At 61.9% G+C, this 25,689-nt stretch carries 29 protein-coding genes; 13 read left to right on the top strand and 16 right to left on the bottom strand.

Going from position 1 to position 25,689, the window contains the following annotated elements; all coding sequences use genetic code 11:
* Positions 1 to 17 precede the first annotated feature (17 nt).
* Complete coding sequence (locus WCY17_RS04265) at positions 18 to 731, top strand: hypothetical protein (RefSeq protein WP_372700931.1); 714 nt, start codon at positions 18 to 20, stop codon at positions 729 to 731.
* Positions 732 to 807: 76 nt separating this feature from the next.
* Here WCY17_RS04265 and WCY17_RS04260 read toward each other — a convergent pair whose 3' ends face one another.
* The 5 genes from WCY17_RS04260 to WCY17_RS04240 all read right to left on the bottom strand — a co-directional run bounded on the left by WCY17_RS04260 (position 808) and on the right by WCY17_RS04240 (position 4,502).
* A complete protein-coding gene (locus WCY17_RS04260; RefSeq protein WP_372700930.1) occupies positions 808 to 1,470 on the bottom strand; it encodes an amino acid ABC transporter permease in 663 nt (220 codons plus the stop codon).
* The gene (locus WCY17_RS04255) at positions 1,467 to 2,126 is read right to left on the bottom strand and encodes an amino acid ABC transporter permease (RefSeq protein ID WP_372700929.1); all 660 of its coding nucleotides are present in this window, start codon (positions 2,124 to 2,126) and stop codon (positions 1,467 to 1,469) included. Before WCY17_RS04255 ends, WCY17_RS04260 begins: the two co-directional genes overlap by 4 nt.
* 82 nt (positions 2,127 to 2,208) lie before the next feature.
* Positions 2,209 to 2,820 (bottom strand): DUF1989 domain-containing protein, encoded by a 612-nt coding sequence (locus tag WCY17_RS04250; RefSeq protein WP_372700928.1) that lies wholly within the window; start codon positions 2,818 to 2,820, stop codon positions 2,209 to 2,211.
* Between the two features lie 13 nt (positions 2,821 to 2,833).
* The gene (locus WCY17_RS04245; protein WP_372700927.1) at positions 2,834 to 3,622 is read right to left on the bottom strand and encodes an amino acid ABC transporter ATP-binding protein; all 789 of its coding nucleotides are present in this window, start codon (positions 3,620 to 3,622) and stop codon (positions 2,834 to 2,836) included.
* Positions 3,623 to 3,629: 7 nt separating this feature from the next.
* Positions 3,630 to 4,502 carry a transporter substrate-binding domain-containing protein gene (locus WCY17_RS04240; protein WP_372700926.1) on the bottom strand — a complete coding sequence of 291 codons (873 nt, stop codon included), beginning with the start codon at positions 4,500 to 4,502 and terminating at the stop codon, positions 3,630 to 3,632.
* Positions 4,503 to 4,835: 333 nt separating this feature from the next.
* Between WCY17_RS04240 and WCY17_RS04235 the strand changes: the two genes are divergently transcribed.
* Both WCY17_RS04235 and WCY17_RS04230 read left to right on the top strand, forming a co-directional pair.
* On the top strand, positions 4,836 to 5,582 hold the full coding sequence (locus WCY17_RS04235) for a GntR family transcriptional regulator (protein ID WP_372700925.1): 747 nt from the start codon (positions 4,836 to 4,838) through the stop codon (positions 5,580 to 5,582).
* Positions 5,582 to 6,706 (top strand): NAD(P)/FAD-dependent oxidoreductase, encoded by a 1,125-nt coding sequence (locus WCY17_RS04230; RefSeq protein WP_372700924.1) that lies wholly within the window; start codon positions 5,582 to 5,584, stop codon positions 6,704 to 6,706. The genes WCY17_RS04235 and WCY17_RS04230 overlap by 1 nt, the downstream gene beginning before the upstream one ends.
* A 70-nt stretch (positions 6,707 to 6,776) precedes the next feature.
* On the opposite strand, the gene WCY17_RS04225 is transcribed toward WCY17_RS04230, so the two are convergent.
* Positions 6,777 to 8,036, bottom strand: a complete 1,260-nt coding sequence (locus WCY17_RS04225) for a D-amino acid dehydrogenase (protein WP_372700923.1) — start codon at positions 8,034 to 8,036, stop codon at positions 6,777 to 6,779.
* A gap of 216 nt (positions 8,037 to 8,252) precedes the next feature.
* Between WCY17_RS04225 and WCY17_RS04220 the strand changes: the two genes are divergently transcribed.
* Positions 8,253 to 8,741, top strand: coding sequence for an Lrp/AsnC ligand binding domain-containing protein (locus WCY17_RS04220; protein ID WP_372700922.1), 489 nt, complete (start codon positions 8,253 to 8,255; stop codon positions 8,739 to 8,741).
* Here WCY17_RS04220 and proB read toward each other — a convergent pair.
* The 5 genes from proB to WCY17_RS04195 all read right to left on the bottom strand — a co-directional run bounded on the left by proB (position 8,722) and on the right by WCY17_RS04195 (position 12,723).
* On the bottom strand, positions 8,722 to 9,897 hold the full coding sequence (gene proB, locus WCY17_RS04215) for a glutamate 5-kinase (protein WP_372700921.1): 1,176 nt from the start codon (positions 9,895 to 9,897) through the stop codon (positions 8,722 to 8,724). The genes WCY17_RS04220 and proB overlap by 20 nt on opposite strands.
* Entirely contained in the window at positions 9,894 to 10,994 is a 1,101-nt protein-coding gene (gene obgE, locus WCY17_RS04210; RefSeq protein ID WP_372700920.1) for a GTPase ObgE, read from the bottom strand. Before obgE ends, proB begins: the two co-directional genes overlap by 4 nt.
* A 128-nt stretch (positions 10,995 to 11,122) precedes the next feature.
* Positions 11,123 to 11,383 carry a 50S ribosomal protein L27 gene (gene rpmA / locus WCY17_RS04205; protein WP_372700919.1) on the bottom strand — a complete coding sequence of 87 codons (261 nt, stop codon included), beginning with the start codon at positions 11,381 to 11,383 and terminating at the stop codon, positions 11,123 to 11,125.
* Positions 11,384 to 11,403: 20 nt separating this feature from the next.
* Positions 11,404 to 11,715: a 50S ribosomal protein L21 gene (rplU, locus tag WCY17_RS04200; protein ID WP_372700918.1), complete on the bottom strand. Its 312-nt coding sequence runs from the start codon at positions 11,713 to 11,715 to the stop codon at positions 11,404 to 11,406.
* 240 nt (positions 11,716 to 11,955) lie between these two features.
* A complete protein-coding gene (locus WCY17_RS04195; RefSeq protein ID WP_372700917.1) occupies positions 11,956 to 12,723 on the bottom strand; it encodes an IclR family transcriptional regulator in 768 nt (255 codons plus the stop codon).
* 214 nt (positions 12,724 to 12,937) lie between these two features.
* Between WCY17_RS04195 and WCY17_RS04190 the strand changes: the two genes are divergently transcribed.
* From WCY17_RS04190 to WCY17_RS04150, 9 genes are read left to right on the top strand one after another with little or no spacing between them, the layout of a single operon-like run.
* Positions 12,938 to 14,095, top strand: a complete 1,158-nt coding sequence (locus tag WCY17_RS04190; RefSeq protein WP_372700916.1) for an ABC transporter substrate-binding protein — start codon at positions 12,938 to 12,940, stop codon at positions 14,093 to 14,095.
* Between the two features lie 14 nt (positions 14,096 to 14,109).
* Positions 14,110 to 14,994, top strand: coding sequence for a branched-chain amino acid ABC transporter permease (locus tag WCY17_RS04185; RefSeq protein ID WP_372700915.1), 885 nt, complete (start codon positions 14,110 to 14,112; stop codon positions 14,992 to 14,994).
* Position 14,995: 1 nt separating this feature from the next.
* The gene (locus WCY17_RS04180) at positions 14,996 to 15,904 is read left to right on the top strand and encodes a branched-chain amino acid ABC transporter permease (RefSeq protein ID WP_372700914.1); all 909 of its coding nucleotides are present in this window, start codon (positions 14,996 to 14,998) and stop codon (positions 15,902 to 15,904) included.
* A complete protein-coding gene (locus WCY17_RS04175; protein ID WP_372700913.1) occupies positions 15,901 to 16,686 on the top strand; it encodes an ABC transporter ATP-binding protein in 786 nt (261 codons plus the stop codon). Before WCY17_RS04180 ends, WCY17_RS04175 begins: the two co-directional genes overlap by 4 nt.
* Entirely contained in the window at positions 16,679 to 17,389 is a 711-nt protein-coding gene (locus WCY17_RS04170) for an ABC transporter ATP-binding protein (RefSeq protein WP_372700912.1), read from the top strand. Before WCY17_RS04175 ends, WCY17_RS04170 begins: the two co-directional genes overlap by 8 nt.
* 2 nt (positions 17,390 to 17,391) lie before the next feature.
* The gene (locus WCY17_RS04165) at positions 17,392 to 18,153 is read left to right on the top strand and encodes an SDR family NAD(P)-dependent oxidoreductase (protein ID WP_372700911.1); all 762 of its coding nucleotides are present in this window, start codon (positions 17,392 to 17,394) and stop codon (positions 18,151 to 18,153) included.
* Complete coding sequence (locus tag WCY17_RS04160; RefSeq protein WP_372700910.1) at positions 18,150 to 18,887, top strand: SDR family NAD(P)-dependent oxidoreductase; 738 nt, start codon at positions 18,150 to 18,152, stop codon at positions 18,885 to 18,887. Before WCY17_RS04165 ends, WCY17_RS04160 begins: the two co-directional genes overlap by 4 nt.
* Positions 18,888 to 18,935: 48 nt before the next feature.
* Positions 18,936 to 19,769, top strand: a complete 834-nt coding sequence (locus tag WCY17_RS04155; RefSeq protein WP_372700909.1) for a polysaccharide deacetylase — start codon at positions 18,936 to 18,938, stop codon at positions 19,767 to 19,769.
* 39 nt (positions 19,770 to 19,808) lie between these two features.
* On the top strand, positions 19,809 to 21,245 hold the full coding sequence (locus WCY17_RS04150) for an amidase (protein WP_372700908.1): 1,437 nt from the start codon (positions 19,809 to 19,811) through the stop codon (positions 21,243 to 21,245).
* A gap of 13 nt (positions 21,246 to 21,258) precedes the next feature.
* Here WCY17_RS04150 and WCY17_RS04145 read toward each other — a convergent pair whose 3' ends face one another.
* The 5 genes from WCY17_RS04145 to thiE all read right to left on the bottom strand — a co-directional run bounded on the left by WCY17_RS04145 (position 21,259) and on the right by thiE (position 25,688).
* Positions 21,259 to 21,717, bottom strand: a complete 459-nt coding sequence (locus WCY17_RS04145) for an N-acetyltransferase family protein (RefSeq protein ID WP_372700907.1) — start codon at positions 21,715 to 21,717, stop codon at positions 21,259 to 21,261.
* A gap of 50 nt (positions 21,718 to 21,767) precedes the next feature.
* Positions 21,768 to 22,994: a bifunctional glutamate N-acetyltransferase/amino-acid acetyltransferase ArgJ gene (gene argJ, locus WCY17_RS04140; RefSeq protein ID WP_372700906.1), complete on the bottom strand. Its 1,227-nt coding sequence runs from the start codon at positions 22,992 to 22,994 to the stop codon at positions 21,768 to 21,770.
* 73 nt (positions 22,995 to 23,067) lie between these two features.
* Positions 23,068 to 23,598 (bottom strand): MarR family winged helix-turn-helix transcriptional regulator, encoded by a 531-nt coding sequence (locus WCY17_RS04135; RefSeq protein WP_372700905.1) that lies wholly within the window; start codon positions 23,596 to 23,598, stop codon positions 23,068 to 23,070.
* Between the two features lie 146 nt (positions 23,599 to 23,744).
* Positions 23,745 to 25,022: a glutamate-1-semialdehyde 2,1-aminomutase gene (gene hemL / locus WCY17_RS04130; RefSeq protein WP_372700904.1), complete on the bottom strand. Its 1,278-nt coding sequence runs from the start codon at positions 25,020 to 25,022 to the stop codon at positions 23,745 to 23,747.
* Positions 25,023 to 25,043: 21 nt separating this feature from the next.
* Positions 25,044 to 25,688, bottom strand: a complete 645-nt coding sequence (gene thiE / locus WCY17_RS04125; RefSeq protein ID WP_372700903.1) for a thiamine phosphate synthase — start codon at positions 25,686 to 25,688, stop codon at positions 25,044 to 25,046.
* Between the last annotated feature and the right edge of the window lies 1 nt (position 25,689).

Genomic DNA, 25,689 nt, shown 5'->3' with positions numbered 1-25,689 from the left:
GTTTCTTGGAGCCATGCATGCACGAACAGGCCCGCCCAGATCCTGTCCCTGGTGTGAATGCACCCGTTGTCCTGGCGCTCTGCCCGCCCGGCAATGTGCATTATCCTTTTTTGGCGCAGCAGGCGGCGCAGGTCTGGCCGACCGTTCAGGCGCTACCGTCCGATTGGCTGGCCATCGCCAGCCGCGCCGATGCGCTGGTGCTGCTGGCCGATGTGGTGTCCAACTGCTGCGTGGCTGGCCAGTTGCAGGCGGCGGGCGCTGATGTGTGCCTGCTCGCGGGCATGCAGCACGGTCACCTGGGCGAGTACAAGGCCTTGCTGCGCGTGGGCATCGCATGCATCCTGCCACGCGACGCCAGGCCCGACTGGCTCGGTGCCGTGCTTGCCGTACAGATGTCCACCCGTACGCGGGCGGCGTCGCATGCGCAAATGATCGATGGCTGGCAGCTCAGCGAAAACGGCTGGTGGCTCAGCCATGCGGGGCACCAAATGCGGCTTTCAGTGCCCGAGCGGGCCCTGCTGCAGGTGCTGTTTGCCGCGCCGGGTCATGTGGCGCACGTCGATATCCTGCAGCAGGCGTTACGGCAGGCTGCGCAGGGGGCGCGGCTGCGGTTTGCGGATTCTGCCAGCCTGCGGCATCAGTTCAGCCGGCTGCGGGCCCGCGCCCGGCAGGCGCACCTGGGTGCGCCGCCCATCAAGGCGCTGAGCGATGTCGGGTATGTGTGGGTTTAGGGTTCATGGGTTAAGGATTGACAACGTAGCAAGGTGCTCTGATTTGTACGCCCAAGGTCGTCGAAACGAGCGTCGTTCAGTAAATTCGGCTTGAATGCGTGAACCGTTCAGCGAACTGCCCAATAGTATCGACAGCCTGTACGAAGATCCAGTACAGCAAACCGGCTGCCACGTAGGGTAATACCACTTCATAGGTTCGATTGATGATGTCCCCGGTTACGAATGTGAGCTCGTGCACGGTAATGACAGACAGGACAGCGGATTCCTTGATCAACACGATCGCCTGGTTGGTAACCTGGGGAAGCAGGAGCGAGGACATGTAGGGCAGTCGGATCCGGAAGAGAATATGCCTTCGACCAATACCCAGGCATCGTGCAGCTTCGATTTGGCCTGTTGGGATTGACGCGTACCCGGCGCGGTAGATCTCCGAGAAGTAGGCGCTGCCATACACGATGATACCGACAACGCCGCACATATAGGCGGAAAGCAGCAGGCCCACGCGTGGTCCGGCAAAGTACAGCAGGAAGAGCAGGATGAGCAGCGGGATGCCACGCACAGAGTCCACGTACAAGCGATACAGCCACGTGACGAAAGTTAGCTTGATGGTCGACAGCAGGAAAATAATCGCCCCAAAAATGGCGGCCCCAAGCACACCCAGGAAACACAGCTGAATTGTGTACCAAAAGCCCTGCAGCAGATCTGCACCGTTCTCCATATAGAAGTGAATCAGGTTCATCATCGGTTGTAGACCCCCATTGTCTTCTCGATCCTGAGCCCTATTCTGGCAATTGCCATGTTGATGAGAATATAGATGATCCCTGTGATGATGTAGATTTCGATGGGCAATTGGGTCGCCGAGACAATTTCCTGAGCCCTGCGCGTGAGATCGACCACCGAAATGATTGAGACCAGGGATGAGGCCTTGAGCACCAGGATCAACTCATTGAACAGCGAAGGCATCACAAGTCGGTAGACTTGGGGGACCTGGATGCGTAGAAAGGCCTGTGTATGGCTGATGCCCAGAACTTTGGCAGCTTCCATATGCCCCTTCGGTATCAGGCTGAAGCCACCGCGGTAGATCTCGGCCTGGTATGCAGCGGTGTTCAGAGCCAGTGCCAGCATGGCAGCTGGGAAGGGTTTGATATCGAAACCCATTGAACCCGGTACGTAATACACGACCAGGAGTTGCAGGAGGACGGGAGTGCCCCTGAATATGCTGATGTAGGCGCGTGCCAGATAGCGGCCTGATCGGTTGCGGGTCAGCATCATCAGATTTAGAAGCATGCCGCCGATTGATCCGAGCACGATTGCGGTCAGGGACACGCCGAGCGTGACGGGGATGCCCATGAGAAGGAAGGGCAAGTGGGAAAGTACCGCCTCGTAGCTGGATATCATGACTGATCAGTGCGAGGTGGTACCATCGACGCGATGCGGAAGGGTATGGTCATCATGGCAATGGCATTGACCGGAATACCCATCAAGAAATGATGGCGTAAGCGACATCCGCCGGTTTTGCTCCACCGCCGTGGATGTCGAACACATCCATGGGGCAGCAGGACATCACAGCGATGCAATCCATGGCTGCCCGCAGGATTACATAGTCATCCTTCTGGATCCCCTTGGGGGCACCCCTGATGATCCCGCCTTCTTCATCGACTGGAAAGAACATCCAGATATTCAGGGGACTTGGGCATTCGGTTCCGTTTACACCGATGGCCCGCAGTGCTGCATGCAGATTGTCTGTGCAGTTTTCATGGTAATCAGTGCAGCCCAGGCCCTGATACCGATAGGTGTCACAGGCGGCGATGAGCGTATCGTGACGACCACCCCAAGTATCCTTCTCGAAATACATTACCGGGCGCCTGCGGTTGCTTAGCAGCGGATCCCCTTCCGAAGCGTAGTACTTGAGGTTGTCAGCGCGGGTGTGCTCGAGCGATATGAACTCGCTGGGATCGTCGGCGTTGAACGCCCAGAAATCCACAACCTGATGGCCATGAATATTCAGAATCTTCAGGCCCTGACCTTTACTTAGGCGAACGGCCTTACCCTTGCGGGCTGGTACGATGGACAGATTTTCTTGGCGGGACATGTTTCGCTCCTATTCATAGTGAATTGCGTTCAACCCAGGAAGAAAGAAATGTGCGTAACTCCGTGCTCCTGGGTTCTTTGAAGATATTCAGTGGTGACCCCATCTCTACGATCTTGCCTTCGCTCATGAAGACAACCCGATCAGCCACCTTGGCAGCAAAACCCATTTCGTGGGTCACGACCACCATCGCCACACCTTCGTTGGCGATCTTTTTCATGACTGTCAGTACCTCACCCACCAGTTGCGGATCCAGGGCAGATGTGGGTTCGTCGAACAGGATCGCTTCGGGTTCAAGGGCCAGCGCACGAGCGATACCAACCCGTTGCTGCTGGCCGCCAGAGAGTTTGCCGGGGTATTCGTGAGCCTTGTCGGCCAGGCCGACCATCTGCAGCATATCCATACCGATGGTTTCGGCTTGGGTGCGATCCATTTTCTTGACCAGTCGCAGCGCCTCGGTGACGTTGCGCAGAGCACTCATGTGGGGCCACAGATTGAAATGCTGGAACACCATGCCCAGCGGCTTGCGCACCAGATCGATATTCCGCTCAGTTTCCCTGGCAAGGCTGCCGTCAGCAGCCTTGCGGTACCCCAGCAATTTCCCCAGAATCCTGACCTCGCCCGAGTCGTATTCCTCGAGGAAGTTCATGCACCTGAGCAAGGTGCTCTTGCCCGATCCCGATGGGCCGATGATGCAGACGACCTCTGATTTGCCGATGCTGATGGAGATATCATTGATCGCCTTGACACCATTGAATGCCTTGCTGACCTTCATCACCTCGATGACCGGGGCGGTATCTTTCATGTTCACCCTATTGATAACGGGGGATGTAGTCCGGCACGTTCATCGCGTAACCGAACCACTTTTCCTGCAGTTGGTTCATGGTGCCGTCATGATTGAATTTCTTGAGCTCTCCGTCCAGGAACTCGAGCAGGCTCTTGGACGCATCGTCATTGCGCACGACCCAGTTGAAGTAGGCTTGCTGCCCGAAGGGCGGTGTGATGACCTTGTATTTGTCGGGGTGCTGCTTCTGGACGAACAGCAGGTTGGGCAGGGATTGCGACACGGCATCCACCCGGCGGTTCAGCAGGTCGGCGTAGGCTTCGTCGAAGCTGACGTAGCCCTTGATCTGTGCCATACCCTTGCCGTGTTCCTTGATGAGCTCCTTGTCGTAGGCTTCGGTATCAAAGATCTGGCTGGCTCCCGACTGTGATCCCACTATCTTGCCGACCACATCAGCGGACTGCTTGATGTTCTGCTCGTCGGCGCGTACTACGAATGCCAGGCTGGCATCAGCGATAGGTATGGTGAAGTCGAAGAATTTGCGGCGTGACTCCAGTGGGGATGCCGCTGCGACCACGAAGTCAACCTTGCCCTGGGTCAGGGCTGGCAGTACGCCTTGCCATGGCAAGTCGCTGATGCGAAGTTCGATCCCTGGCAAGGCTTCGAGGACTTTGGCAAGGAGGTCGAAATCATAGCCGACGACCTTGCCATCCTCAATGAATTCGAAAGGTGTGAAACGGGCTTCCGTGGCTACACGCACATAGCCCCGATCCTTGATGTCCTGCAGCAGATCGGCATAGGCGGGCATGCCCATGACGCAGGACAGTAACGCACACGACAGGATGACTTTCTTCTTGCGCAGGAACGCAGCAAGGTGCTTGAAATTGGTACTAGGCTTCACGTTAGTCTCACTATGTTTTGGTGATATCGCTATCAGTTTGGGAACGGCCCGTGGCCACTCCATGACCAGCGGCCCGGACAAGCAGCCCAGAACGGTCCATGCTCATCATCAATAATACTATTGATATTTTCACGTCGCAATCAATTGTGCCGGATGATGGGGTAATTACTTATCCGGTCATGTGTACGAGGGCTTTTATGATTGCTTATGCTCAAGTAGTCTATGGGAATATTGTGTCTTTACACCAGATAAGGTACATTATCAATTGTTATATCAATATAAAATGTGGAAAGCCTTTATGGTCAGGCCCACATGATCTCGAGCCATTGCACAATGACCAACAGAATCAAGCTCTCGCCGCTGGTCGGCGAGATCGTTGCCCGGATGGAGACGGACATCATTTTCGGGCGTATGAGACCCAATCAGGAAATTCTTGAAGACACCCTCATGGCGCGCTTTGAGGCCAAGCGGCATGTGGTGCGATCAGCAATTCAGGAATTGGTGGCGATGGGGCTGGCTACCAAAGTCCGATCACGATCGGCACGCGTGAAAGATTTCACGCCACGGGAGGTGGATGAGGTGTATCACATGCGGGCACTATTGCAGCGCAATGCGGCACATATCATGCCTTTTCCAGTTTCTCCGCAGAAACTCAATGTGCTGAAGGAAATCCATGTCAGATATGTGGCCGCCGTCAGCGTGGGCGCAGACAAGTATCTGATCCATACCTTGAACGACGAATTCCACGCTCAGCTCTTCTCGCTGTGCAGCAATACCGAACTGTGTCGGGCCATCCACGCCTATGCCGAGCGGTCCAATCCTATCCGTTCCTATGGCATTACGGACGCCAGCTGGCTGGACCAGGCGATCGAAGAGCATGCTGCCATGATCCACGCTATCCAGACTCAGGACCGTGCAGCTCTGGAGCAACTGGTAGTCGATCATATGCAGCCGACACGCCGACGATGGGAGCAGGCCTATGCAGGACCGTACGAAATCCTGGCGACACAGGCGCTTGCGCCTAGCCGACAAACCGCATTGGATCAAGCTTCACCTGGCATGGTAACTGGCGCTGGCTGATGAGCGAGCTTGTTGATTGCGTCGTAATCGGCGCTGGTGTGGTGGGCTTGGCCGTTGCACGCGCTTGCGCGCGCAATGGTCAGGAAACGATACTTGTGGATGCCGCGGCAACAATAGGCACGGGCACCAGCTCACGCAACAGCGAGGTGGTCCATGCAGGTATCTACTATGCCCCAGAATCCCTGAAAGCGCGTTTGTGCGTGCGCGGTCGTAGTCTGTTGTACGCCTACTGCGAGTCGCATGGTGTTTCTCACCGGCGTTGTGGGAAATTGATTGTGGTCACCAATGAACGGCAACTGCCGGTACTGCATGCGTTGGTTCGCAACGGTAAAGCGAATGGAGTGACGGGCATCCAGCTGTTGGATGGGGTGCAAGCTCGAAGCTTGGAACCGGCCTTACGTTGTCTGGCTGCCATTGAATCGTCAGTCACGGGCATCGTGGATAGTCATGGCCTGATGATGGCCCTTCTGGGGGATCTGGAAGCGGCTGGCGGCGTACTTGCCTTGTACACAAGAGTAGAGGGTGGGAGCGCCCACAATGGCGAAGGAATACGGCTGTGTCTGAGTGGCAGCGCTCCCCACAGTGACAGTTCAAGTTTTGAGATTCGGGCCCGCCACGTATTCAACTGTGCGGGTCTGCAGGCTACTGCAGTCTCGCGCTCGATCGAAGGTATCCCTGCTCTATCGATTCCAAAGATCTGGTTTGCCAAGGGGAACTACTACGCTCTAAGGAGTGAGGCCCCGTTCTCGCGCCTGATCTACCCCATCCCGGAATCTGGAGGCCTGGGTGTACATCTGACATTGGATCTGAATCGTCGAGCCCGTTTCGGTCCGGACGTCGAGTGGGTTGAGGGCATTGACTATGCCGTAGATCCGACGCGTGTCAGCAGGTTTTATGAAGCCATTCGCCAATATTGGCCCGACCTGCCTGACGATTCGCTGTACCCCGATTATGCTGGTATCCGCTCAAAGCTGCACGGTCCAAGTGGACCAGAAGCTGACTTCCTGATCCAGGGCGTCAGCCAACATGGGGTCTCAGGGCTTGTGAATCTCTACGGTATCGAGTCGCCTGGGTTGACATCAGCCCTCGCAATTGCTGAAGAAGCCTTGCTTGCAATGGACTGACTCAGGGTCTGGCTTGAGCTTATCGCCAGGCCTGTTTCCAATCAGAGAGCCCAAGCCTGCCAGTTTGCATTCAGCCACCCCTGCCATATCGGCTCAGGTTCAGATCGTCATGCCTGATTTCAGTGGGTTTGCCTGACACGATGTCGGCCAGCAGGCGCCCGCTGCCGCATGCCATCGTCCAGCCCAGCGTGCCGTGGCCCGTATTGAGAAACAGGTTGGGCAGGCTCGTGGCCCCCACGATTGGCGTGCTGTCCGGGGTCTTGGGCCGCAAGCCGGTCCAGAAATTCAGGTCTCCTGGCCGGTAGCTGCCGGGATACAGGTCGTTGAGCACCATTTCAAGGGTATGCTCGCGGGCGGGTTTCAGATGGGTGTCGTAGCCCACCACTTCGGCCATGCCGCCCACCCGGATGCGGTTGTCGAAGCGCGTCAGGGCGATCTTGTAGGTTTCGTCGAGTACGGTGGAAACCGGTGCGCGTTCGGCGTCGGTGATATCGGCCGTGATCGAATAGCCCTTCATGGGATAGACGGGGACGTCGAGCACGCCGCGCAGCAGCAAAGGTGACCACGAACCCATGGCGACGACATAGGCATCGGCCTGGACGAGGCCCGAGACGCACTGCACGCCACTGACGGCACCGCCGGCCACGTGCAGCGAGCGGATGGTTTCACCCATGCGGAACTGCACCCCATGCTGGCGGGCGAGTTCAGCCAGGTGGTGCACGAACAGATTGCAGTCACCGGTTTCGTCATCGGGGGTGTGCAGAGCGCCCACCAGCTTGTGGCTGACATGCGCCAGGGCCGGCTCGACGCTGGCCAGCTGTTCGCGGGTGAGCAGTGCGTTGGCCACGCCGAGATCATTGAGCGCCTGTACGTCACGCTGTGCCGCATCGAGCTGCTTCTGGTCGCGAAACACCTGCAGCGTGCCCTTGCAGCGGTGTTCGAAGTCGATGCCGGTGTCTGCCAGCAAAGCATGCAGGCACTGCCGGCTGTAGGCCGAGAGGCGCAGCATGCGCTCTTTGTTGACGGCGTAGCGGGCCGGTGTGCAGTTGCGCCACATTTCGAGCATCCAGCGGATCTGAAACAGGCTGCCGTCAGGGCGTATCGCCAGGGGCGCGTGGGCTTCGAACAGCCATTTGAAGGCCTTGAACGGTATGCCTGGCGCGGCCCAGGGCGACGAGTATCCAAATGACAATTGCCCGGCGTTGGCGTGGCTGGTTTCTTCAGCCACGTCGTGCTCGCGTTCGAGAACGGTGACGTCGTGACCCTGTTGTGCCAGATACCAGGCACTGGTCACCCCCACGACCCCGGCACCCAATACCAGAACTTTCATATTGCCTCCTGTGTGATTTAATGATGATACGCAAAATTCATGGTTAATTTTTAATGAAAATTTCTTGTTTTTGTTAAAAACACATGGCAAGGTGCGTATTTTTCATATGTACGGCGCTACAATGACTGCCATTTGCTCATTCTTCTGCCCCGGCGTCTGACACGCTGCTGCCGGTATCCCGGATGGCAAGGCAGTGGCAGGCCGGTACATCACAGGATGCGGGTATATAAAACTTCAGGCCAGGGGCTCGACAGAATCGATCGGCGCATTCTGGATCTGCTGCAGCAGAACGGGCGCCTGACCATGACCGAACTGGCCGATGCCGTTGGTCTGACGGTCACCCCCTGCATCGAGCGGGTGCGCCGCCTCGAGCGCGAGCGCATCATTACAGGCTACCACGCCCGTGTCGCACCGCAGGCGCTGGATGCGGGTCTGCTGGTCTTTGTCGAAATCAGCATGTCGAGCAAGTCCGAGCGCACCTTCGACGATTTCCGCCGCGAGATCCTGGGCATTCCACAAGTGCTCGAATGTCATCTGGTATCGGGCGACTTCGACTACATGGTCAAGGCCCGCATCAAGGAAATCAGCCAGTACCGCAACCTGCTGGGCAATATCCTGCTGCGTCTGCCAGGGGTGACCCAGACCAAGAGCTGCGTGGTCATGGAAGAGGTCAAGGAAACCCTGTTCATTCCGGCGCAGAAATGACGCTGCGTGTGCGCGTAATGGTCAGGTTGTCGCGGTGTATGAGTTCAGGGTCCGACAGGTGCCCGAGGATGCCGGCAATCTTCGCACTGGGCTGGCGCAGGATGCGGGCCGTTTCGGCCGAGGAATAATTGATCAGGCCACGCCCGCATTCGACCCCGTGTTCATCGACGCAGGCAACCACGTCACCGCGCCCGAACTCGCCCTCTACCGCGATCACCCCGATGGGCAGCAGGCTGCGGTGTCCCCGCGTGATGGCCCGCACGGCACCTGCGTCGAGCGTGATGCGGCCACGCAGGCGCAGATGGTTGGCCATCCAGCGCTGGCGCGCCGAACGCAGGGGCAATGCAGCCCGCAGTTCGGTGCCCACCGGCTCGCCCGCAGCCAGGCGGCGCAGGACATCCGGCTCACGGCCCGAGGCAATGACGGTATGCCCGCCGCTGTTGGCCGCCCGCCGGGCCGCCAGCACCTTGGTCAGCATGCCGCCCGTGCCGATCGTGCTGCCCGAGCCGCCCGCCATGGCTTCGAGGGTCGCGTCACCCGCCTGGCCATGGTGGATGAAGCGTGCGTGCGGATCCTTGCGTGGATCGGCACTGTAGAGGCCGTCCTGGTCGGTCAGGATGATGAGCACGTGCGCTTCGATCAGATTGGTGACCAGCGCACCCAGGGTATCGTTGTCGCCCAGCCGGATCTCGTCGGTGGCGATGGTGTCGTTTTCGTTGACGATCGGCACCACGCCCAGCGCCAGCAAGGTGTTGAGCGTGCTGCGGGCGTTCAGGTATCGGTGGCGATCGGCCAGATCGTCGTGTGTCAGGAGAATCTGCGCCGTACGGATACCGTGCTGGGCAAAGGCCGCTTCGTAAGCCTGCGCCAGGCCCATCTGGCCGACCGCCGCTGCAGCCTGGAGTTCCGGCGTGCTCCGGGGGCGACGTGGCCAGCCCAGCCGCACCATGCCCTCGGCTATGGCGCCGCTGGACACCAGCACGATCTGCCGTTCACTGGCGTGCAGACTGGCGATCTGGGCTGCCCACAGACCGACTTCCTGGCGGTCCAGTCCGCGGCCCTCGTTGGTGACCAATGTGGATCCGACCTTGATGACCAGGCGGCGCGCATCGCGCACGACCGAGCCCGGCGTGTCTCGATGAGGGGGTGACTTCATGGTTCGGTCTGTGAATCGGGATCGTTCGAGGCATGCGGGTCGGCATCGACAGGCTGTTCGATCTGCCGCTGCTCATCCTGCCGCTGCTGGTCCAGCCATGACTGCAGCGCGCGCATGAGCACCTGCGTTCCTTGGCCGGTGAGTGCGGAAATCGCGTATACCGGCCCCTGCCAGCCCAGATCATTGCAGATGCGCTGTTGCACTGCGGCTGGGTCGGCCACCATGTCGATTTTGTTGAGGACCAGCCAGCGCGGTTTGGCCGCCAGTTCGGCACTGTAATGGCCCAGTTCGCGAACGATGGCTTGCGCATCCTGTACGGCCTGTGCGCAGGCGTCGACCTCCGGATCGGGCGAATGCACGTCGAGCAGATGCAGCAGTACCCGGCAGCGCCCGAGGTGGCGCAGGAACTGATGCCCCAGACCCACGCCTTCGGAGGCCCCTGGAACCAGTCCGGGAATGTCGGCGATCACGAAACTGTGTGCGGGCGATACCCGCACGACGCCAAGGTTGGGGTGCAGGGTGGTGAAAGGATAATCGGCGATCTTGGGCCGTGCATTGGACACCTGGGCAATCAGCGTGGATTTGCCCGCATTCGGCATACCCAGCAGCCCCACATCGGCCAGCAGTTTCAGTTCGAGGTTCAGGCGGCGCTGTTCGCCTTCCTGGCCCGGCGTGAACTGGCGTGGCGCCCGATTGGTGCTGGACTTGAAGCGCAGATTGCCCAGACCGCCGGCACCGCCGGCGGCCAGCGTGACCCGTGCACCGTGGTGGTCGAGGTCGCAGATGACGGCGCCGGTGTCGGCATCGGTGATGACCGTGCCCACCGGCATGCGCAGGATGACATCCGGGGCTCCGGCGCCATACTGGTCGGAGCCACGCCCATGTTCACCGTTTCTGGCCCGGTGCAGGCGCGCGTAACGGTAGTCGATCAGGGTATTGATGTTGCGGTCGGCTTCCGCCACTACAGAGCCGCCGCGCCCGCCATCACCACCGTCGGGCCCGCCCTTGGGGATGAATTTCTCGCGCCGGAAACTGGCAACGCCATTGCCGCCCCTGCCGGCAACGACTTCGATGGTGGCTTCGTCTGTGAATTTCATGCTTGAGTACCCCCACACGCAAGGTGGACTGCGGGTGTGCCGATCATTCTGAAGAAAAAAGCCCTGCCATGTGGCAGGGCCCTGATGCCGGCGCGTGCACGTTGTGTCGGCCGAGGGCCGGCAGGCGTTCAGTTGCCTGGGCTGACCGATACCGTGCGCTTGTTGAGGGCGCCTTTGATGCCGAACTGGACCGTGCCATCGACCAGCGAGAACAGGGTGTGGTCCTTGCCGATGCCGACGTTGACGCCCGGATGGAATTGCGTGCCGCGCTGGCGCACGATGATGCCGCCCGCAGAAATCTGCTGGCCGCCGTAGACCTTGACGCCCAGGCGTTTCGATTCGGAATCGCGACCGTTGCGTGTAGAGCCGCCGCCTTTCTTGTGTGCCATGATGGACTCCTGGTGACCGATCAGGCCGCAATCGTGTCGATGCGGATTTCGGTGTAATTCTGACGATGACCCTGGGTCTTGCGATAGTGCTTGCGCCTGCGCATCTTGAAGACTTTGATCTTGTCGTGACGGCCTTGTGCAAGAACGGTTGCCGTGACTGCTGCACCATCGACCAAGGGCGTGCCAAGCCTGAGGCTCTCGCCCTCGCCAACCGACAGCACCTGGTCAAGCGAGATTTCTTGCCCGATGTCAGCCGGTATCTGTTCGATCTTCAGTTTCTGGCCGGCGCATACACGATACTGTTTGCCGCCGGTTTTTATGACCGCGTACATGGGGGTTTCCTGATAATTGAAATGCCAAAACGGGCCAACGAAAAATTGGCCAAGCCCTGCATTTTAGTGCCAAATTCAGTGCGAATCAAGCGGCATACCTTCCAGTCGGGCATTTGCGCGTTCAATCGGGGTCTTCCCCGGGTCGGGGCCTTCTCCCGGACGGCCCCATGGGCACGACCATCGTGCGCCAGCGCCGTCTGGTTCATGCGCTTCCGTGCCGGCGGCCGGTCTGCAGTCGGTTCAGGCGCCGCCATACAGGGCCCTGGATGCCGCCATGGCCAGGGGCGCAAAGCGCCGCACGAATTCATCCGCCGTCCATTCGGCGCAGGAGCCTGAAATATGGATCGCTGCCACGGGTTGCCGGGCATTGCCCAGCACGGCGCTGGCCAACACGATTTCGCCGCGCAGCGATTCTTCTATGGCGAGCGCAAAGCCCTGCACCTTGGCCTGGGCGACCAGTTCGCGGATGCGCGCTGGATCGGTGTTCGTTTTGGCAGTGATTGGTTTCAGGGTGGAGCGCGCCAGGATGTCATCGACCTGGTCAGCGGGCAGGTGTGACATGATGGCCCGCCCCCCCGAAGACGCATAGGTGGGAATGCGTCGCCCAACGAGGGTGGCGAAAAAAGTCTGCCGCTTCGACTGCCGGCGCAGGGCATAGATGATGGACAGATCATCGAACAGGCTGAGATCGACGCGTTCGCCGGCTTCTTTCTGGAGGTCTACGAGCACCGGGGTGGCGCGCTCGATCAGGGGATGCGTGCGCAGGAAATCGAACGTGCGTTCGAGCACTTTCTTGCCCAGCACATACGCCCGGTTGTCGGCGCGTTCGAGGTATCCCAGTTCGACCAGTGTGTAGGCCATGCGCTGGGCCGAACTGCGATCCAGACCGGCCAGGTCGGCCAGTTCCTTCAGTGTGAGGCCGTGGGTGCCGCCGTGATGGGAGAACGCCTCGAGAAGCTTGAAAGCCTTGGCCAGCGAGAATACGTACAGCGAATTGTTGGTTGCCATGGATGGATGGGGAACGGGTTTCCGGGCTTTTGCCGCGTGATTGCAGGCTGGTCGCGTAGGTGGAATCCCCAGCCCGGACAGCTTGAAAACAATGCGGAAGAACGGTTATGCTGCGTGTACTGAGGTTACAGTGAGCGTATTGCGATATACTCAATCGCAATGCAATTATACAAAGAATTCATCGTTTGCACAGGTCATCAGAATAGGAGCTGACATGTACAGGATCTTTTCAAGAGCGCTTGCGGGTGCCGGGGCCCTCGGGCTGGCGTGCGCCCTGATGGCCGCGCCCGCGGCCGCACAGGATACGGTCAAACTGGGCGTGATGCTGCCGTTGTCGGGCCCCGCTGCGCTGGCGGGCACATCCATCATCGAAGGCGTGCGCTTTGCCGCAGAAGAGGCCAATGCCAAGGGCGGGGTGCTGGGCAAACAGGTCGAGCTGTTCATCGAAAATGACGAGGGTTCGTCCACGAAGGGCGTCACCGCGGTGCGCAAGCTGATCGAATCCGACGGCGTGGTGGGCATCAGCGGCACCTACGTCAGTGCCGTCGCCCTGGCAGCCTCCAAGGTGGCCCGTGAGTTCCATGTCCCCATGGTGTCGGCCGGGTCCACATCGTCCAATGTCACCGATGCCAACGAACCTGGCGACCCCTGGTTCTTCCGCGCCTTTCCGGGCAGCGTCGAGCAGGCCCGCCAGTCGGCCGAAGACATCGTCCACAAACTGGGTGCCAAGCGCGTGGCCATCATCCAGGAAAACTCCATTTATGGCTCTTCGCTGGCCGATCAGCTCAAGAAGGATGTCGAGGCCGCGGGCGGTGAAATCATCGCCATCGAAACCTACAATCCCGACGAACGCGATTTCTACTCGGTGCTGACCAAGCTGCGCACCCAGAAGCCCGAAGCCATCTACATGGCGGGGCTCATGGATGCCGGCGCGCAGATCATCAAGCAATCGCGCGAAGTCGGCATGGACACCCAACTGGTGGGCTCAGGTTCCATGATGAGCGACAAACTCATCGAACTGGCCGGGCCGGCTTCCGAGGGCTTTGCTGTGTCTTCCATGTTCGAGCCGTCCACCCCCAACCCGGTGGGCCAGGCCTTCACCGAGCGCTTTCGTGCCCAGTTCAACAAAGAGCCCGATGTCTACAGTGCGCTGGGCTACGACTCCATGAACGTCCTGATCGAAGCCGTACGCAGGGCCGGCAAGGCCGATGGCGCGGCCATTCAGCAGGCGCTGATGCACATGGATGACTTTCCTCTGGTGCAGGGGCCAGCCGACACGACGGCCAAATTCGATGCGCAGGGCAGCGTGCCTTTCAAGATCGGTCTGGCCATCGTCAAGAACGGCAAACGAGAATGGCTGCCATTTGACTGACGTTCCTGTGTGCAATGGATAGCTTCAACCTGTTCCTGCAGTTCCTGGCCAATGGTGTGGTCAACGGGTCAGGCTACGTCCTGGTGGCGGTGGGCCTGACCCTGATCTTCGGCATATTGGGTGTCGTGAACTTCGCGCATGGCGAGTTCTACATGCTGGGGGGCTACGCCGCAGTCACTGCCGCCTATTTTCTGGGCTGGGGGCTGCTGCCCACCTTCCTGATCGTGGCGGTGGCCCTGGGCCTGTTCGGTATTCTGTCCGAACGCATCGTGTTCCGGCCGCTGGCCGGCAAGGATGCAACCAACGCGATCATTGCGTCATTCGGGCTGTCGGTCCTGCTGCAGAATGGCGCCTTGCTCGTGTTCGGTGCCCAGCCCCAGACCTTGCGCCTCGATGGCATGGCACAGACTGCATTCCAGATCGGCCCGGTCTTCCTTACAGGCCAGCGCGTGCTCATCGTGCTGGCCACCCTCGTGCTGGTCAGCATCCTGATGCTGGTGCTGCGTTACACCTGGACAGGGCGGGCGCTGCGCGCCATGGCGCAACACCCCATGGTGGCCCAGATCAGCGGGGTGCATGTGCGGCGCGTGTCCGTCGTCACCTTCGCCGTGGGTGCGGCGCTGGCCGGCATTGCGGGTGGGCTGATGTCCGCGGTGTTCATGGTTCAGCCCACCTCCGGCTCGATGCTGGTTCTGAAGGCCTTCACAGTGGTCATTCTGGGGGGTATGGGCAGCGTGGGCGGGGCGGTCACGGCGGGCCTGCTGCTGGGCATCATCGAGGCCATGGTGTCGGGCTATCTCGGCAATGAGCTGCGCGACATGATCGGTTTCTTCCTGGTGATCGTCATGCTTCTGGTGCGTCCACAAGGCCTGTTCGGCCGTATCACAGAGCGTTCCTGACATGCGCAAACCTGTTTCGATCCTGCTGCTTTGCCTGCTGCTGCTCTTGCTGCCCGTGCTCGGCAGCGGGGGCTACCTGCTGAATATCATCGTCATGATATTCATTTTCGTCATTCTCGCCGTCAGCCTGGATCTGGTCATGGGCTGGGCGGGGCAGATTTCATTTGCCCACGCCGCATTTTTCGGCATTGGCGCCTACACGACGGCCATCATGGAGCGTGATCTGGGCACCGGGTTCTGGGTCAACCTGCCATCGGGCATGGTCGTTGCCGGGTTGTTCGGCCTGGCCCTGGGCCTGCCGGCGCTGCGCCTGCGCGGGCATTTTCTGGCGATCGTCAGCATTGCGTTCCAGACCATCGTGTATCTGGCCCTGTCCCAATGGACGAGCTTCACCGGTGGGCAATATGGGCTGTCCGTCGAGCCTGTTCCGGGGTTTCAGCGCGTTGGGCAATTCTATTATCTGGCCCTGGCGCTCGCCGCGCTTACGGTGGTGCTGGCCTGGGCGCTGACGCATTCGCGTGTTGGCGCGGCCTGGCAGGCCATACGCGACGACGAAGTCCTGGCGCGTGCCATCGGTCTGCATACCACCAGTTCCAAACTGCTGGCCTTCGTCATTGCCGCTGCCCTGGCCGGGGGTGCGGGCGTGCTGGTTGCCCATCATATCCGCGGGGTCACGCCCGATGATTTCACCATTCTCGTATCGGCCAGCATCGTGGCCATGGTGATCGTGGGTGGTCAGGGCACGCTCTGGGGGCCCTTGCTGGGGGCGGTCGTACTCACGGCCTTGCCCGAACTGCTGGGGCCGCTGGCCAGCTTCAAGTTGGTGATTTTCGGGGCGCTGATGATTTTCATGATCATTGCCATGCCCGAAGGTGTCCTGGGGGCCTGGGTGCACCGGAGGCGCAGATGAGCACGCAATCCCTTTTGCAGGTCCAGGGCATCACCAAGCATTTTGGCGGCCTGATGGCGCTCGATGACGTGTCGTTCACGGTTGCCCCAGGCGAGATCGTGGGCCTGATCGGGCCCAACGGTTCGGGGAAGTCCACGCTGGTCAATATCCTCACCGGGCTGCTGGTGCCCTCGAGCGGGCGGGTGTTGCTCGATGGGCAGCAGATCTCGGGCCGCCCCTCATGGCAGATTGCGCGTATGGGGGTGGCCCGCACGTTCCAGATGCTGCGCCTGTTTCCTGCGCTGAGCGTGGCCCGGAATATTGCACTCGCGATGCAGCATGCGCTGCCCAGTGGCGATCTGGCCAGCGTGCTGCGCCTGCCCAGTGCCCGGGCCGACGACGTGCGCACACGCGAGAAGGCGCTCGAGATGCTGGCGCTGTTCGGCCTCGAACGCTTCATCGATCAGCCTGCTGCAGCCTTGTCGATCGGCCAGCAGCGCATGGTCGAACTGGCGCGCGGGCTGGCAACCTCGCCCAGGGTCTTTCTGCTCGATGAACCAGCGGCCGGCCTGTCGCCGCCCAATGTCGACAAACTGATCGAGGTGGTGTCCACCATGCGCGCGCAGTATGGCGTCACGGTCTTGCTGGTCGAGCACGTGATGCGCGTGGTGCAGGCGGTATGCGACCGGGTCGTCGTGCTCGACTATGGCCGGAAGATTGCCGATGCACCGCCTGCCGAGGCCACGACCGATCCGCGGGTGGTCGAGGCCTATATTGGCCTGGGGCGGGCGCGCCATGCTTGAGGTCATCGATATTCAGGCAGGGTACGGCAAGACCCGCATTCTGCACAGGGTCTCCTTCAGCGTGCCCGATGGGGGTCTGACTGCCGTATTGGGCGGCAATGGTTCGGGCAAGTCCACCACGCTCAAGACGATTTGCGGGCTGCTGCGGCCCGACTCCGGCCAGATTGTGCTGGCGGGTGAACGCATCGATCAGCTGCCGGCTCACGCCATGGCCGCGCACGGGCTGGTACTGGTGCCGCAGGGCAAAGAAGTCTTCGCGGAAATGTCCGTGGAAGAGAACATCCTCATGGGGGGCTATCATCGCCGCCGCGAGCGGGCCGCCCTGAAGCACGATCTGCACGAGGTCTATGAACTCTTTCCACGGCTGGTGCAGCGCAGGCGTGCGCCTGCCGGGCTGCTTTCGGGGGGTGAGCGGCAGATGCTGGCGCTGGGGCGGGCCTTGCTTGCCAGGCCCCGCATGCTGCTGCTCGATGAGCCTTCGGCCGCACTCTCGCCCAAGGTGGTGGGCGAGATTTCCGACATGATCCATGAGCTGCGTGAGCGTGGCCTGACCATCCTTCTGGTCGAGCAGAATGTGTCGCTGGCACTCGAACTGGCCGATGACATCCACGTTCTGCGCGAAGGGCGGGTTGCCTTGTCCTGCCGCAATGGCCCCGACGTGGACATGGCGTCGTTGCAGGAATTCTACCTTGGAGCATCCTGAGCATGAATCGATTTTCGGGCAAGATTGCTGTGATTACCGGGGCTGCGGGGGGGCTGGGCAGAGATGCCGCCGTCGCGCTGGCGCGCGAGGGTGCGCGCAAGGTGGTACTGATGGACCGGGATGCGCCGGCGCTGGCCGAGGTGGCGGCGCAGATCGGGCCAGTCGCGCAGATCGTACCGTGTGATGTTGCCGATGCCGCCAGCCAGGAGCAGGCCTGGCAGCAGTATGCGTCGAATGGGGCACTCGACGTGCTGCTCACCGCGGCTGGCACGGTGGGCCGTGGGACCCGCATCGAAGACTGCTCGGTCGATGAATGGGACCGGATCTTTGCCGTGAATGTGCGTGGCACGTTTCTCACCATCCGACACGCGCTGCCGGCCCTGCGCCAGGCGCGGGGCTGCGTGGTCACCTACGGATCCACCGCGGGGCTGGCGGGCAGTGCGGTTCTCGGCCCCTATTCGGCCTCCAAGGGGGCCGTGGCCATGCTCACGCGCAGCCTGGCCCTGGCGCATGCAGCCGAAGGCATCCGCTTCAATTCCGTGTGCCCGGGGTCGATCGACACCCCCATGCTGCAGGCCACCATTCATTCGGCCGGCAATGAGCAGGCCATCGCAGCCCGCCACGCGGCCTATCTCGCCCGGCATCCGCTGGGGCGCTTTGGTCAGCCGGCCGAGGTCACCGCGGCGGCGCTGTTTCTGGCCAGCGACGAGGCCTCTTACCTGACTGGCGTCAGTCTGCCCGTCGATGGCGGGAGGCTCGCATGACGGCGATGCAGAAAAACGCCATCGTCACCGGTGCGCGTGGCGGGATCGGCCGGGCGGTGGTGAACCGGCTCGTGGCCGATGGCGTGCGGGTCCTGGCAGTCGATCTCGATGTCGCGGGCCTGGCCGGGCCGGGCATCGAGAGCCTGGCGGTGGACCTCGCCAGCGATGACGCCCCCGAGCGCATCGTTCGTGCGGCACGTGTCCTTGGGCCGATCGACATCCTGGTCAACAACGCAGGGGTGGGTGGGTCGAAGTCCCTGGTGCTCAGCGATGATGCCCTGCTCGACCGCATCATCGGCGTCAATCTGCGGGCGGTGCTGAGGCTCACGCGCGAGGTCATCCCACAGCTGCGCACACCGGGCGGCTGCATCGTGAATGTCGCCTCCGTCTATGGCGAGGTGGGATTTCCCGGGTGCACGGCCTATGCCGTCGCCAAGGCCGGGATCTCCCAGTTGACCCGGCAACTGGCGGCCGATCTGGGGCCGAAGGGGATTCGCACCAATGGGGTGGCGCCAGGCGTGATCCGCACACCCATGACGGCCCATCGCCTCGAGTCCGATCCGCAATACTGGCGCGACATGGTGCAGGCTACACCCCTCGGGACGATCGGAACACCCGAGCAGGTCGCCAGCGTCATTGCTTTCCTGTGTTCCGACGATGCGGCGTATGTATTGGGGCAGATCATTGCGGTCGATGGGGGCTGGCTGGCGTGCCGCAGCCATGCGGGCGCATGAGCAGACCGGTGCGCGAATGAATCAATCAGGCAAGACAAGGAGCAAGCAATGAATCAGGATTTCTCGGTTCAATGGCCCAATGGTGCGCGTTGCGCCATCATGCTGTCATTCGACTTCGATGCAGAATCGCTGTGGCTGTCGCGCGACGCAGAAAACGGCAAGCGACCGGGCACTTTGTCCCAGGGCACGTATGGCGCGAAGGTGGGGGTTCCGAAAATCATCGAAACCCTCAAGGATGCGCAGGTCCCCGCGACCTTCTTCGTCCCGGGCTGGACCGCCGAGCAGCACCCGGCATGCGTCGAACTCATGCTTGCGCAGGGGCACGAAGTGGGGCACCATGGTTATCTGCATGAATGGGTGGATCCGTCGGACCCGGAGCGCGAAGAAGCGGTGTTCGTGCAGGGCCTCGAGGCGCTGCAGCGCACGGCGGGCGTCAGGCCCCGTGGCTACCGCTCGCCCGCCTGGGAAACCAGCCACAACATGATCGCCCTGCTCGACAAATACGATCTGCATTACGACAGTTCCTTCATGGACCAGATCAATCCGTATCGTCACCGTCTGCCGGACGGCCGGCCGGGCCCGATCGAGCTTCCCGTGCACTGGAGCCTCGATGACGCGCCTTTTGCGCTGTTCTCGATCCGCACGCCGCGCACCATCGTCTCCAACCAGCAGATCCTCGAGGTCTGGAAAGACGAGTTCCGCGAAATTCATCGCTGGGGCGGGCTGTTCTGCCTGACCATGCATCCCCAGGTCATTGGGCGTCCGTCCCGGATCGCGATGTTGCGGGAATTCGTGGCCTGGATGCAGGCGTTCCCCGACGTCTGGTTTGCGCGCGGGGATGAGGTGGCAGGCGCCTGGGCGGCCTGCAGTGAGCCGTCATGAGCGCCGGGCTGATTCGTTGAATACAGGATAAGGACTGTCATGCAGGTGTATGAATATGAGGCGCTGGATGGCGTGGCGCTGGCGGATGTGCTGTCTGCGGGAGACGCATCGCCCGAAGAGGTCATGGCGTGTGCCATCGAATTGGCCCGCGTGCGTGCTGAACCGCATCGTGCCATTTGCCACCCGGCCTATGAAGAATCCCTGGCATTGGCCCGCCAGGGCGGGTTTGGTGGCCGCTTTGGCGGCCTGCCGTTCCTGCTCAAGGATTCAGGGCTCGCCTCGATGCGCTTGCCCTCCAGCCTGGGTTCGGCGCTGTTTGCCAATACGACATTCGCAGGCAACGCCACCCTGACCGACCGCTTCGAGCAGGCCGGCCTGATTCCCTTTGCGCGCACATGCGTGCCTGAACTGTGCATGGCGCCCACGACCGAGGCCACCCACAATGGCGGGCCTACGCTCAACCCCTGGGATCACAGCCGTTCGGCGGGTGGCAGCAGCGGGGGGGCCGCCGTTGCCGTGGCGCTGGGGGTGGTGCCCGTCGCCCATGGCAGCGATGGCGGCGGCTCGATTCGCATACCCGCGGCCTGTTGCGGGCTCTTTGGCCTGAAGCCCACCCGCGGCCGGGTCCCGATCGGGCCGTTTCGCGGAGAAGGTTGGGGGGGGCTGGCCAGCGATGGGGTGCTCAGCCGCAGCGTGCGCGACACCGCAGCGGCACTGGATGCCGTCATGGGCTGGGAGTCCGGGGCGCCATATGCGGCCCCACCGGCGCCCGCTTCATACGAACAGCTGATCCGTCAGGATTTCGAACGGCCTTTGCGCATCGTCGTGTGGCGCACCGCCTGGCGAGACGTGGCGATCGACCCCGAATGCCTGAAGGCCGTCGACAATGCGGCTGCGCTATGCCGTTCGGCAGGACACGAAGTGGTCGTCGAAGACATGCCCGATCTCGATTACGATGCCTTTGTGCAGGCCCATATCCGGGTGCTGAGCGCGAACATCGTCGTGTCGGTCGAGGCCCGGTTGCGCGCATTGGGGCGCCCGTTGCGCGACGGTGATCTCGAGTGGGCCATTCTCGATGGCTACCACATGGGCAAGCAATTGCCCGCGGGCGACTACGTGCGCTCGATCAACCTGTTTCACTCGATCGGCCAGTTGTTCGAGAGCCAGATGGCGTCATGTGATCTGGTGCTGACACCGGCGCTGACACAACTGCCTGCGCCGTTGGGGTATTTGTCGATGCAGGCGGGGTTTGCCGAATTTCGCCAGCGGGTGGCCGACTACACGACCTTCCTGGCGCTCATCAATGCGTCGGGCCAGCCGGCTGCCAGCGTACCCTTGCACTGGACGGCGGGCAATGTGCCGGTGGGGGTGCAGCTGATCGGGCATTTTGGCCGCGAAGACCAGATCCTGCAATTATCGGCACAGCTCGAGGCCATGGCCCCATGGGCGGCACGCCGGCCCTGCGGCGCACTGTAGCAGTGGCCGTGGCCTACATGGCCTTGCGATACTGGATGAAGCCGGGGTTGTCGGCCACCTGATCGTACAAGGCGCGCGCCGTGGTGTTGTTTTCCTGGGTGAGCCAATACACGCGGCTGCAGCCCAGGGCGCGCGCATGCGCGTAGACGTGTTCGATCAGCAGCCGGCCCGCACCTTGCCCACGGGCTGACTGATCGACGTACAGATCCTGCAGATAGCAATAATCGCCCGGCGTCCAGCAACTGCGGTGTTCGATGTAATGCACCATGCCGATGACGTCCTGGCCGCGAACGGCCAGCGTGCAGTGCATGGGTTCGGTGTCGTCCAGGAAGCGCCCGAACGTGGTCTGGGTGGCTTCATCGGGCAGGCTGACATTGTAGAACTGCTGATAGCCTTTCCAGAGCGGCAGCCAGTGCTCGAAATCGGCCGGGGTCAGCGCCCGGAGCGTGATGGGGGTGGCTTGTGTCGTCATGCGTGTCCTTGGGTTTGCAGCGGTGCCATGGCGGGCTGTGGGGCCTTTGTTCAGGAGCGATAGTCGGCATTGATGCTGACGTATTCGTGCGAGAAGTCACAAGTGTAAACAGTTTCGGCGACGCCGCCACGCCCCAGGGATACACGCACCGTGATGTCCTGCCCCGCCATGACGCGCTGGCCGTCTTCTTCGCGGTACGCGGGGTCTCGCCCGCCCTGACTGGCGACCAGTACGTCATCCAGCCATAGCCTGAGCGCCTGGATATCGAGATCCTCGATGCCGGCATAGCCAATCGCGGCCAGAATGCGCCCCAGATTGGGGTCGGATGCATAGAACGCGGTCTTGACCAGTGGCGAGTGGGCGATGGCATAGGCCACTTGCAGGGCCTCGTGGCTGTTGCCGGCGTCTTCAACCCGGATCGTGATGAATTTGGTGGCGCCTTCGGCGTCGCGCACGATTTTCCGGGCGAGGTCGAGGGCGGCATCGGCCAGGGCGCTGGCCAGAGGGGCATAGCGCGGGTCACGCTCGGATTCGATGATGGCGCTGCTGGCGCCGGTGGCCATGAGGACGAAAGAATCGTTGGTGGAGGTGTCGCCATCGACCGTGATGCGATTGAATGATTGTTCGGCGATCTCGTGGGCCAGTTTTTTCAGCAGCGGGGCCGGCAGGCCGGCATCGGTGGCCAGAAAGCCCAGCATGGTGGCCATGTTGGGGCGGATCATGCCGGCCCCCTTGCTGATGCCGGTGATGGTGACGGGCGAGCCGCCCAGTTCGATGTGTGCGGAATGGATCTTGGGCTGTGTGTCGGTGGTCATGATCGCGTGGGCCGCATCGAACCAGTGTTCCGCCCCGGCGCTCATGATGGCGTCAGGCAAGGCTGCAACCAGCCGTTCGACCGGCAGGGGCTCGAGGATGACCCCCGTGGAAAATGGCAGGATCTGCGCTGCGGCCACGCCCAGCTGGGTGGACAGGGCCACGCAGGTTTCAAGGGCCGCGTCGAGCCCAGCCTGGCCGGTACCCGCATTGGCATTGCCGGTATTGATGACCAGCGCGCGAATGGCCTGACCGGCTGCCAGATGGGTTTCGCACACCTGCACGGGCGCAGCCTTGAACCGGTTGCGTGTGAAGACACCCGCCACGGCCGTGCCCGGATCCAGCAGGAAGACGGTCAGGTCGCGGCGATCTGCCTTGCGGATGCCGGCTTTGGCGATGCCGATTCGAACGCCCCTGACGGGGTGGATGGCGTCGGGCGCCGGGATGTGCAGCTGAATGGCCATGAGCGGGGTCCTGAAGCATCGAAAAGGACATTTTAAGGGGTGCGGGCTCGGCTCGGGCCTTGTCGCGAATCGGTCAGTGCACCGGGAGGACGTCGAGCGTGGATTGCCTGAGATCACCCAGCAATTCGAACAGTGCCTGGCGTGTACCTGCCGGCAGCCCGCTCATCAGGCTGCGCACCCAGGCGTCATGGGCGCGCTGCATGCGCCTGTGGTGACGCCGTCCGGTGGGCGTGAGGCGGATGATGGAACTGCGCCGGTCGGCGGGATCCTTGGTGCGCTCGATCAGGCCGTCTTTTTCGAGCTGGTCTGCGATGCCGGTGATGTTGCCGTTGGTGACCATCATGCGGCGGGAGAGTTCGCTCATTTTCAGGCCGCGAGGTGCCGATACCAGCTGGCACATGAACTCGAAACGCGGCAGCGTGGTCTGGAATTCGGCGCGCAGGCGGCTGCGCAGTTCGTTTTCGATCAGGGTGCAGCAGTGGGTCAGGCGCATCCAGAGATGCAGGTCGCGCGGTGTCTGCGAGCTGCCGGATAGTTGCATGCCCGGCTCGGAAGGGTGGGTTTCCGCATGCCGGGCGGTGTCTGCAGAAGTGAAGTCGATCATGACACGTCTCGGAACCAAAGCCATTGTGATGGGTTCAGTGTAGGTAATGTCCGGCGAAGTGTCCTTGTTCCAAATCAAGAAATTTGAAGTCCGTACCATTTCACGGTTGCGGCCCGTGCCATTTCATAGTTGCAGCCTGTACCATTTCACAGCGTGGCGAAGACTTGTTCGGCAGCACTGATGGTGGTGTCCAGGACCTCGTCGTCGTGACATGCCGAGACGAAGCTGGCTTCGAAGGCCGATGGCGCCAGGTAGATGCCATGGCCGAGCATGCCATGGAAGAACCGCTTGAAGGCCTCGGCGTCGCCCGCCGAGACTTCGGCCAGATTGCGTGGTCGTTCGGCCTGGAAGAACAGGCCGAACATGCCACCTTCGCTGTCGGCGCAGAAGGGTACACCGTGGCGCCGCGCCGCAGCCTCGAGGCCCTGCACGAGCTTTTGTGTCTGCCCTTGCAGCGCTTCGTAGAAGCCGGGTTGCTGCAGTTTGCGCAGGGTGGCCAGGCCAGCGGCCATGGCGACCGGGTTGCCCGACAGCGTGCCGGCCTGATACACTGGACCCAGCGGCGCGATGCTGGCCATGATGGCGGCGTGCCCGCCAAAGGCCCCGACCGGCATGCCGCCGCCGATGATCTTGGCCAGCGTGGTCAGGTCGGGCCGCACGCCGCTCAGGCCCTGCATGCCCTGCGGGCCCACGCGCAACCCGGTCATCACTTCGTCGAAGATCAGTACCGTGCCGTGGCTGGAACACAGGCTGCGCAAGCCTTCGAGGAAACCGGGTACCGGGCGCACGAAATTCATGTTGCCGGCCAGGGGCTCGACGATGATGCAGGCAATGTCTTCGGGGTGGTGGGCAAATGCGGCCTCGACTGCAGCCAGATCGTTGTAGCCCAGTACCAGCGTGTGCTGCACGAATTCTGGCGGCACGCCAGCCGAAGACGGGTTGCCGAAGGTCAGCATGCCCGAGCCGGATTTCACCAGCAGGCTGTCGGAGTGTCCGTGGTAGCACCCGTCGAACTTGATGATCCTGTCGCGGCCGGTATACCCGCGTGCCAGACGGATGGCCGACATGGTGGCCTCGGTGCCCGAACTGACCAGGCGCACCTGGTCCATGGACGGAAAGCGCTCGACCAGGGCCTCGGCCATTTCGATCTCGGCCACCGTCGGGGCGCCGAAGGACAGGCCCCGGGCAGCAGCGGCCTGAACGGCCGCCACGACGTCGGGATCTGCATGGCCCAGGATGGCCGGCCCCCAGGAGCCCACATAATCGATGTAGCAATGGCCTTCGGTGTCCCAGAGCCGGGGCCCCAGGGCGCGTTCGATGAAAGGGGGGGTGCCGCCGACCGAGCGGAATGCCCGCACGGGCGAGTTCACGCCACCGGGGATGACCTTGCAGGCACGGTCAAACAGGTCTGAATGTTGAGTCATGAGCAGGAAGAAGAAAGGGATTCATGAAAAAAGTGGCTGGAAGCGGCGGGCAGCTGCCTCGATGTCGGGCGCATCGAAGAGGGCGCTGATCACCGCGATCCCATCGGCGCCGGCCTGGATGACCGGGGCTGCATTGCCGGCGTTCAGGCCACCTATGGCCACTACGGCCGGGCGGGGCCGGGCCATGGATTGCACCAGCAGGCTGCCCTGGTGGATGTGGTCGAGCGTTGCGCGCACGGCATCGGGCTTGACTGACGAAGGGTACAGTGCGCCGAAGGCGATGTAATCGGCCCCTTCGGCCAGCCGCCTGGCCGCCAGGGCCAATTGATCATAACAGGAACAGCCGATGATCCTGCGGGCACCCAGGGCTGCGCGCACCGGGCCGATGTCGGCGTCGTCACGGCCCAGATGCACGCCATCGGCGTCGAATTCGAGTGCCAGTTGCCAGTGATCGTTGATGATCAGGGGCAACGCCAGCCGTGCGCAGGTGTCGCGCACTGCCCGGGCCTGGGATCGCCACTGGGCCCACGCCCCCTGTTTGCGGCGCCATTGCAGTGCGACCATGCCGCCGGCATGGGCCTGCTCGATGGCTTCGAGCAGGCGGTCGGTGTCGGGCCAGTCGGGGGTGATGCCGTAGAGGCCACGCGGCAGGCGTGTCGGGTTCATG

It is taken from the genome of Castellaniella sp. (assembly GCF_041677825.1).
GTDB lineage: Bacteria > Pseudomonadota > Gammaproteobacteria > Burkholderiales > Burkholderiaceae_B > Castellaniella.
The sequence above is the reverse complement of the archived record's forward strand: the minus strand, read 5'-3'. Positions and strand labels throughout refer to the sequence as shown.

Coding starts and splice junctions, on each gene's coding strand:
- WCY17_RS04145 (WP_372700907.1), bottom strand. CDS start 21,717: ATGACGACACAAGCCACCCCCATCACGCTCCGGGCGCTGACCCCGGCC.
- WCY17_RS04190 (WP_372700916.1), top strand. CDS start 12,938: ATGTACAGGATCTTTTCAAGAGCGCTTGCGGGTGCCGGGGCCCTCGGG.
- WCY17_RS04175 (WP_372700913.1), top strand. CDS start 15,901: ATGAGCACGCAATCCCTTTTGCAGGTCCAGGGCATCACCAAGCATTTT.
- WCY17_RS04170 (WP_372700912.1), top strand. CDS start 16,679: ATGCTTGAGGTCATCGATATTCAGGCAGGGTACGGCAAGACCCGCATT.
- obgE (WP_372700920.1), bottom strand. CDS start 10,994: ATGAAATTCACAGACGAAGCCACCATCGAAGTCGTTGCCGGCAGGGGC.
- WCY17_RS04245 (WP_372700927.1), bottom strand. CDS start 3,622: ATGAAAGATACCGCCCCGGTCATCGAGGTGATGAAGGTCAGCAAGGCA.
- WCY17_RS04255 (WP_372700929.1), bottom strand. CDS start 2,126: ATGATATCCAGCTACGAGGCGGTACTTTCCCACTTGCCCTTCCTTCTC.
- WCY17_RS04235 (WP_372700925.1), top strand. CDS start 4,836: ATGACCAACAGAATCAAGCTCTCGCCGCTGGTCGGCGAGATCGTTGCC.
- WCY17_RS04155 (WP_372700909.1), top strand. CDS start 18,936: ATGAATCAGGATTTCTCGGTTCAATGGCCCAATGGTGCGCGTTGCGCC.
- WCY17_RS04135 (WP_372700905.1), bottom strand. CDS start 23,598: ATGATCGACTTCACTTCTGCAGACACCGCCCGGCATGCGGAAACCCAC.
- WCY17_RS04150 (WP_372700908.1), top strand. CDS start 19,809: ATGCAGGTGTATGAATATGAGGCGCTGGATGGCGTGGCGCTGGCGGAT.
- thiE (WP_372700903.1), bottom strand. CDS start 25,688: ATGAACCCGACACGCCTGCCGCGTGGCCTCTACGGCATCACCCCCGAC.
- rplU (WP_372700918.1), bottom strand. CDS start 11,715: ATGTACGCGGTCATAAAAACCGGCGGCAAACAGTATCGTGTATGCGCC.
- WCY17_RS04225 (WP_372700923.1), bottom strand. CDS start 8,036: ATGAAAGTTCTGGTATTGGGTGCCGGGGTCGTGGGGGTGACCAGTGCC.
- WCY17_RS04250 (WP_372700928.1), bottom strand. CDS start 2,820: ATGTCCCGCCAAGAAAATCTGTCCATCGTACCAGCCCGCAAGGGTAAG.
- hemL (WP_372700904.1), bottom strand. CDS start 25,022: ATGACTCAACATTCAGACCTGTTTGACCGTGCCTGCAAGGTCATCCCC.
- WCY17_RS04165 (WP_372700911.1), top strand. CDS start 17,392: ATGAATCGATTTTCGGGCAAGATTGCTGTGATTACCGGGGCTGCGGGG.
- WCY17_RS04160 (WP_372700910.1), top strand. CDS start 18,150: ATGACGGCGATGCAGAAAAACGCCATCGTCACCGGTGCGCGTGGCGGG.
- rpmA (WP_372700919.1), bottom strand. CDS start 11,383: ATGGCACACAAGAAAGGCGGCGGCTCTACACGCAACGGTCGCGATTCC.
- proB (WP_372700921.1), bottom strand. CDS start 9,897: ATGAAGTCACCCCCTCATCGAGACACGCCGGGCTCGGTCGTGCGCGAT.
- WCY17_RS04185 (WP_372700915.1), top strand. CDS start 14,110: ATGGATAGCTTCAACCTGTTCCTGCAGTTCCTGGCCAATGGTGTGGTC.
- WCY17_RS04180 (WP_372700914.1), top strand. CDS start 14,996: ATGCGCAAACCTGTTTCGATCCTGCTGCTTTGCCTGCTGCTGCTCTTG.
- WCY17_RS04230 (WP_372700924.1), top strand. CDS start 5,582: ATGAGCGAGCTTGTTGATTGCGTCGTAATCGGCGCTGGTGTGGTGGGC.
- WCY17_RS04265 (WP_372700931.1), top strand. CDS start 18: ATGCACGAACAGGCCCGCCCAGATCCTGTCCCTGGTGTGAATGCACCC.
- WCY17_RS04260 (WP_372700930.1), bottom strand. CDS start 1,470: ATGATGAACCTGATTCACTTCTATATGGAGAACGGTGCAGATCTGCTG.
- argJ (WP_372700906.1), bottom strand. CDS start 22,994: ATGGCCATTCAGCTGCACATCCCGGCGCCCGACGCCATCCACCCCGTC.
- WCY17_RS04220 (WP_372700922.1), top strand. CDS start 8,253: ATGCGGGTATATAAAACTTCAGGCCAGGGGCTCGACAGAATCGATCGG.
- WCY17_RS04195 (WP_372700917.1), bottom strand. CDS start 12,723: ATGGCAACCAACAATTCGCTGTACGTATTCTCGCTGGCCAAGGCTTTC.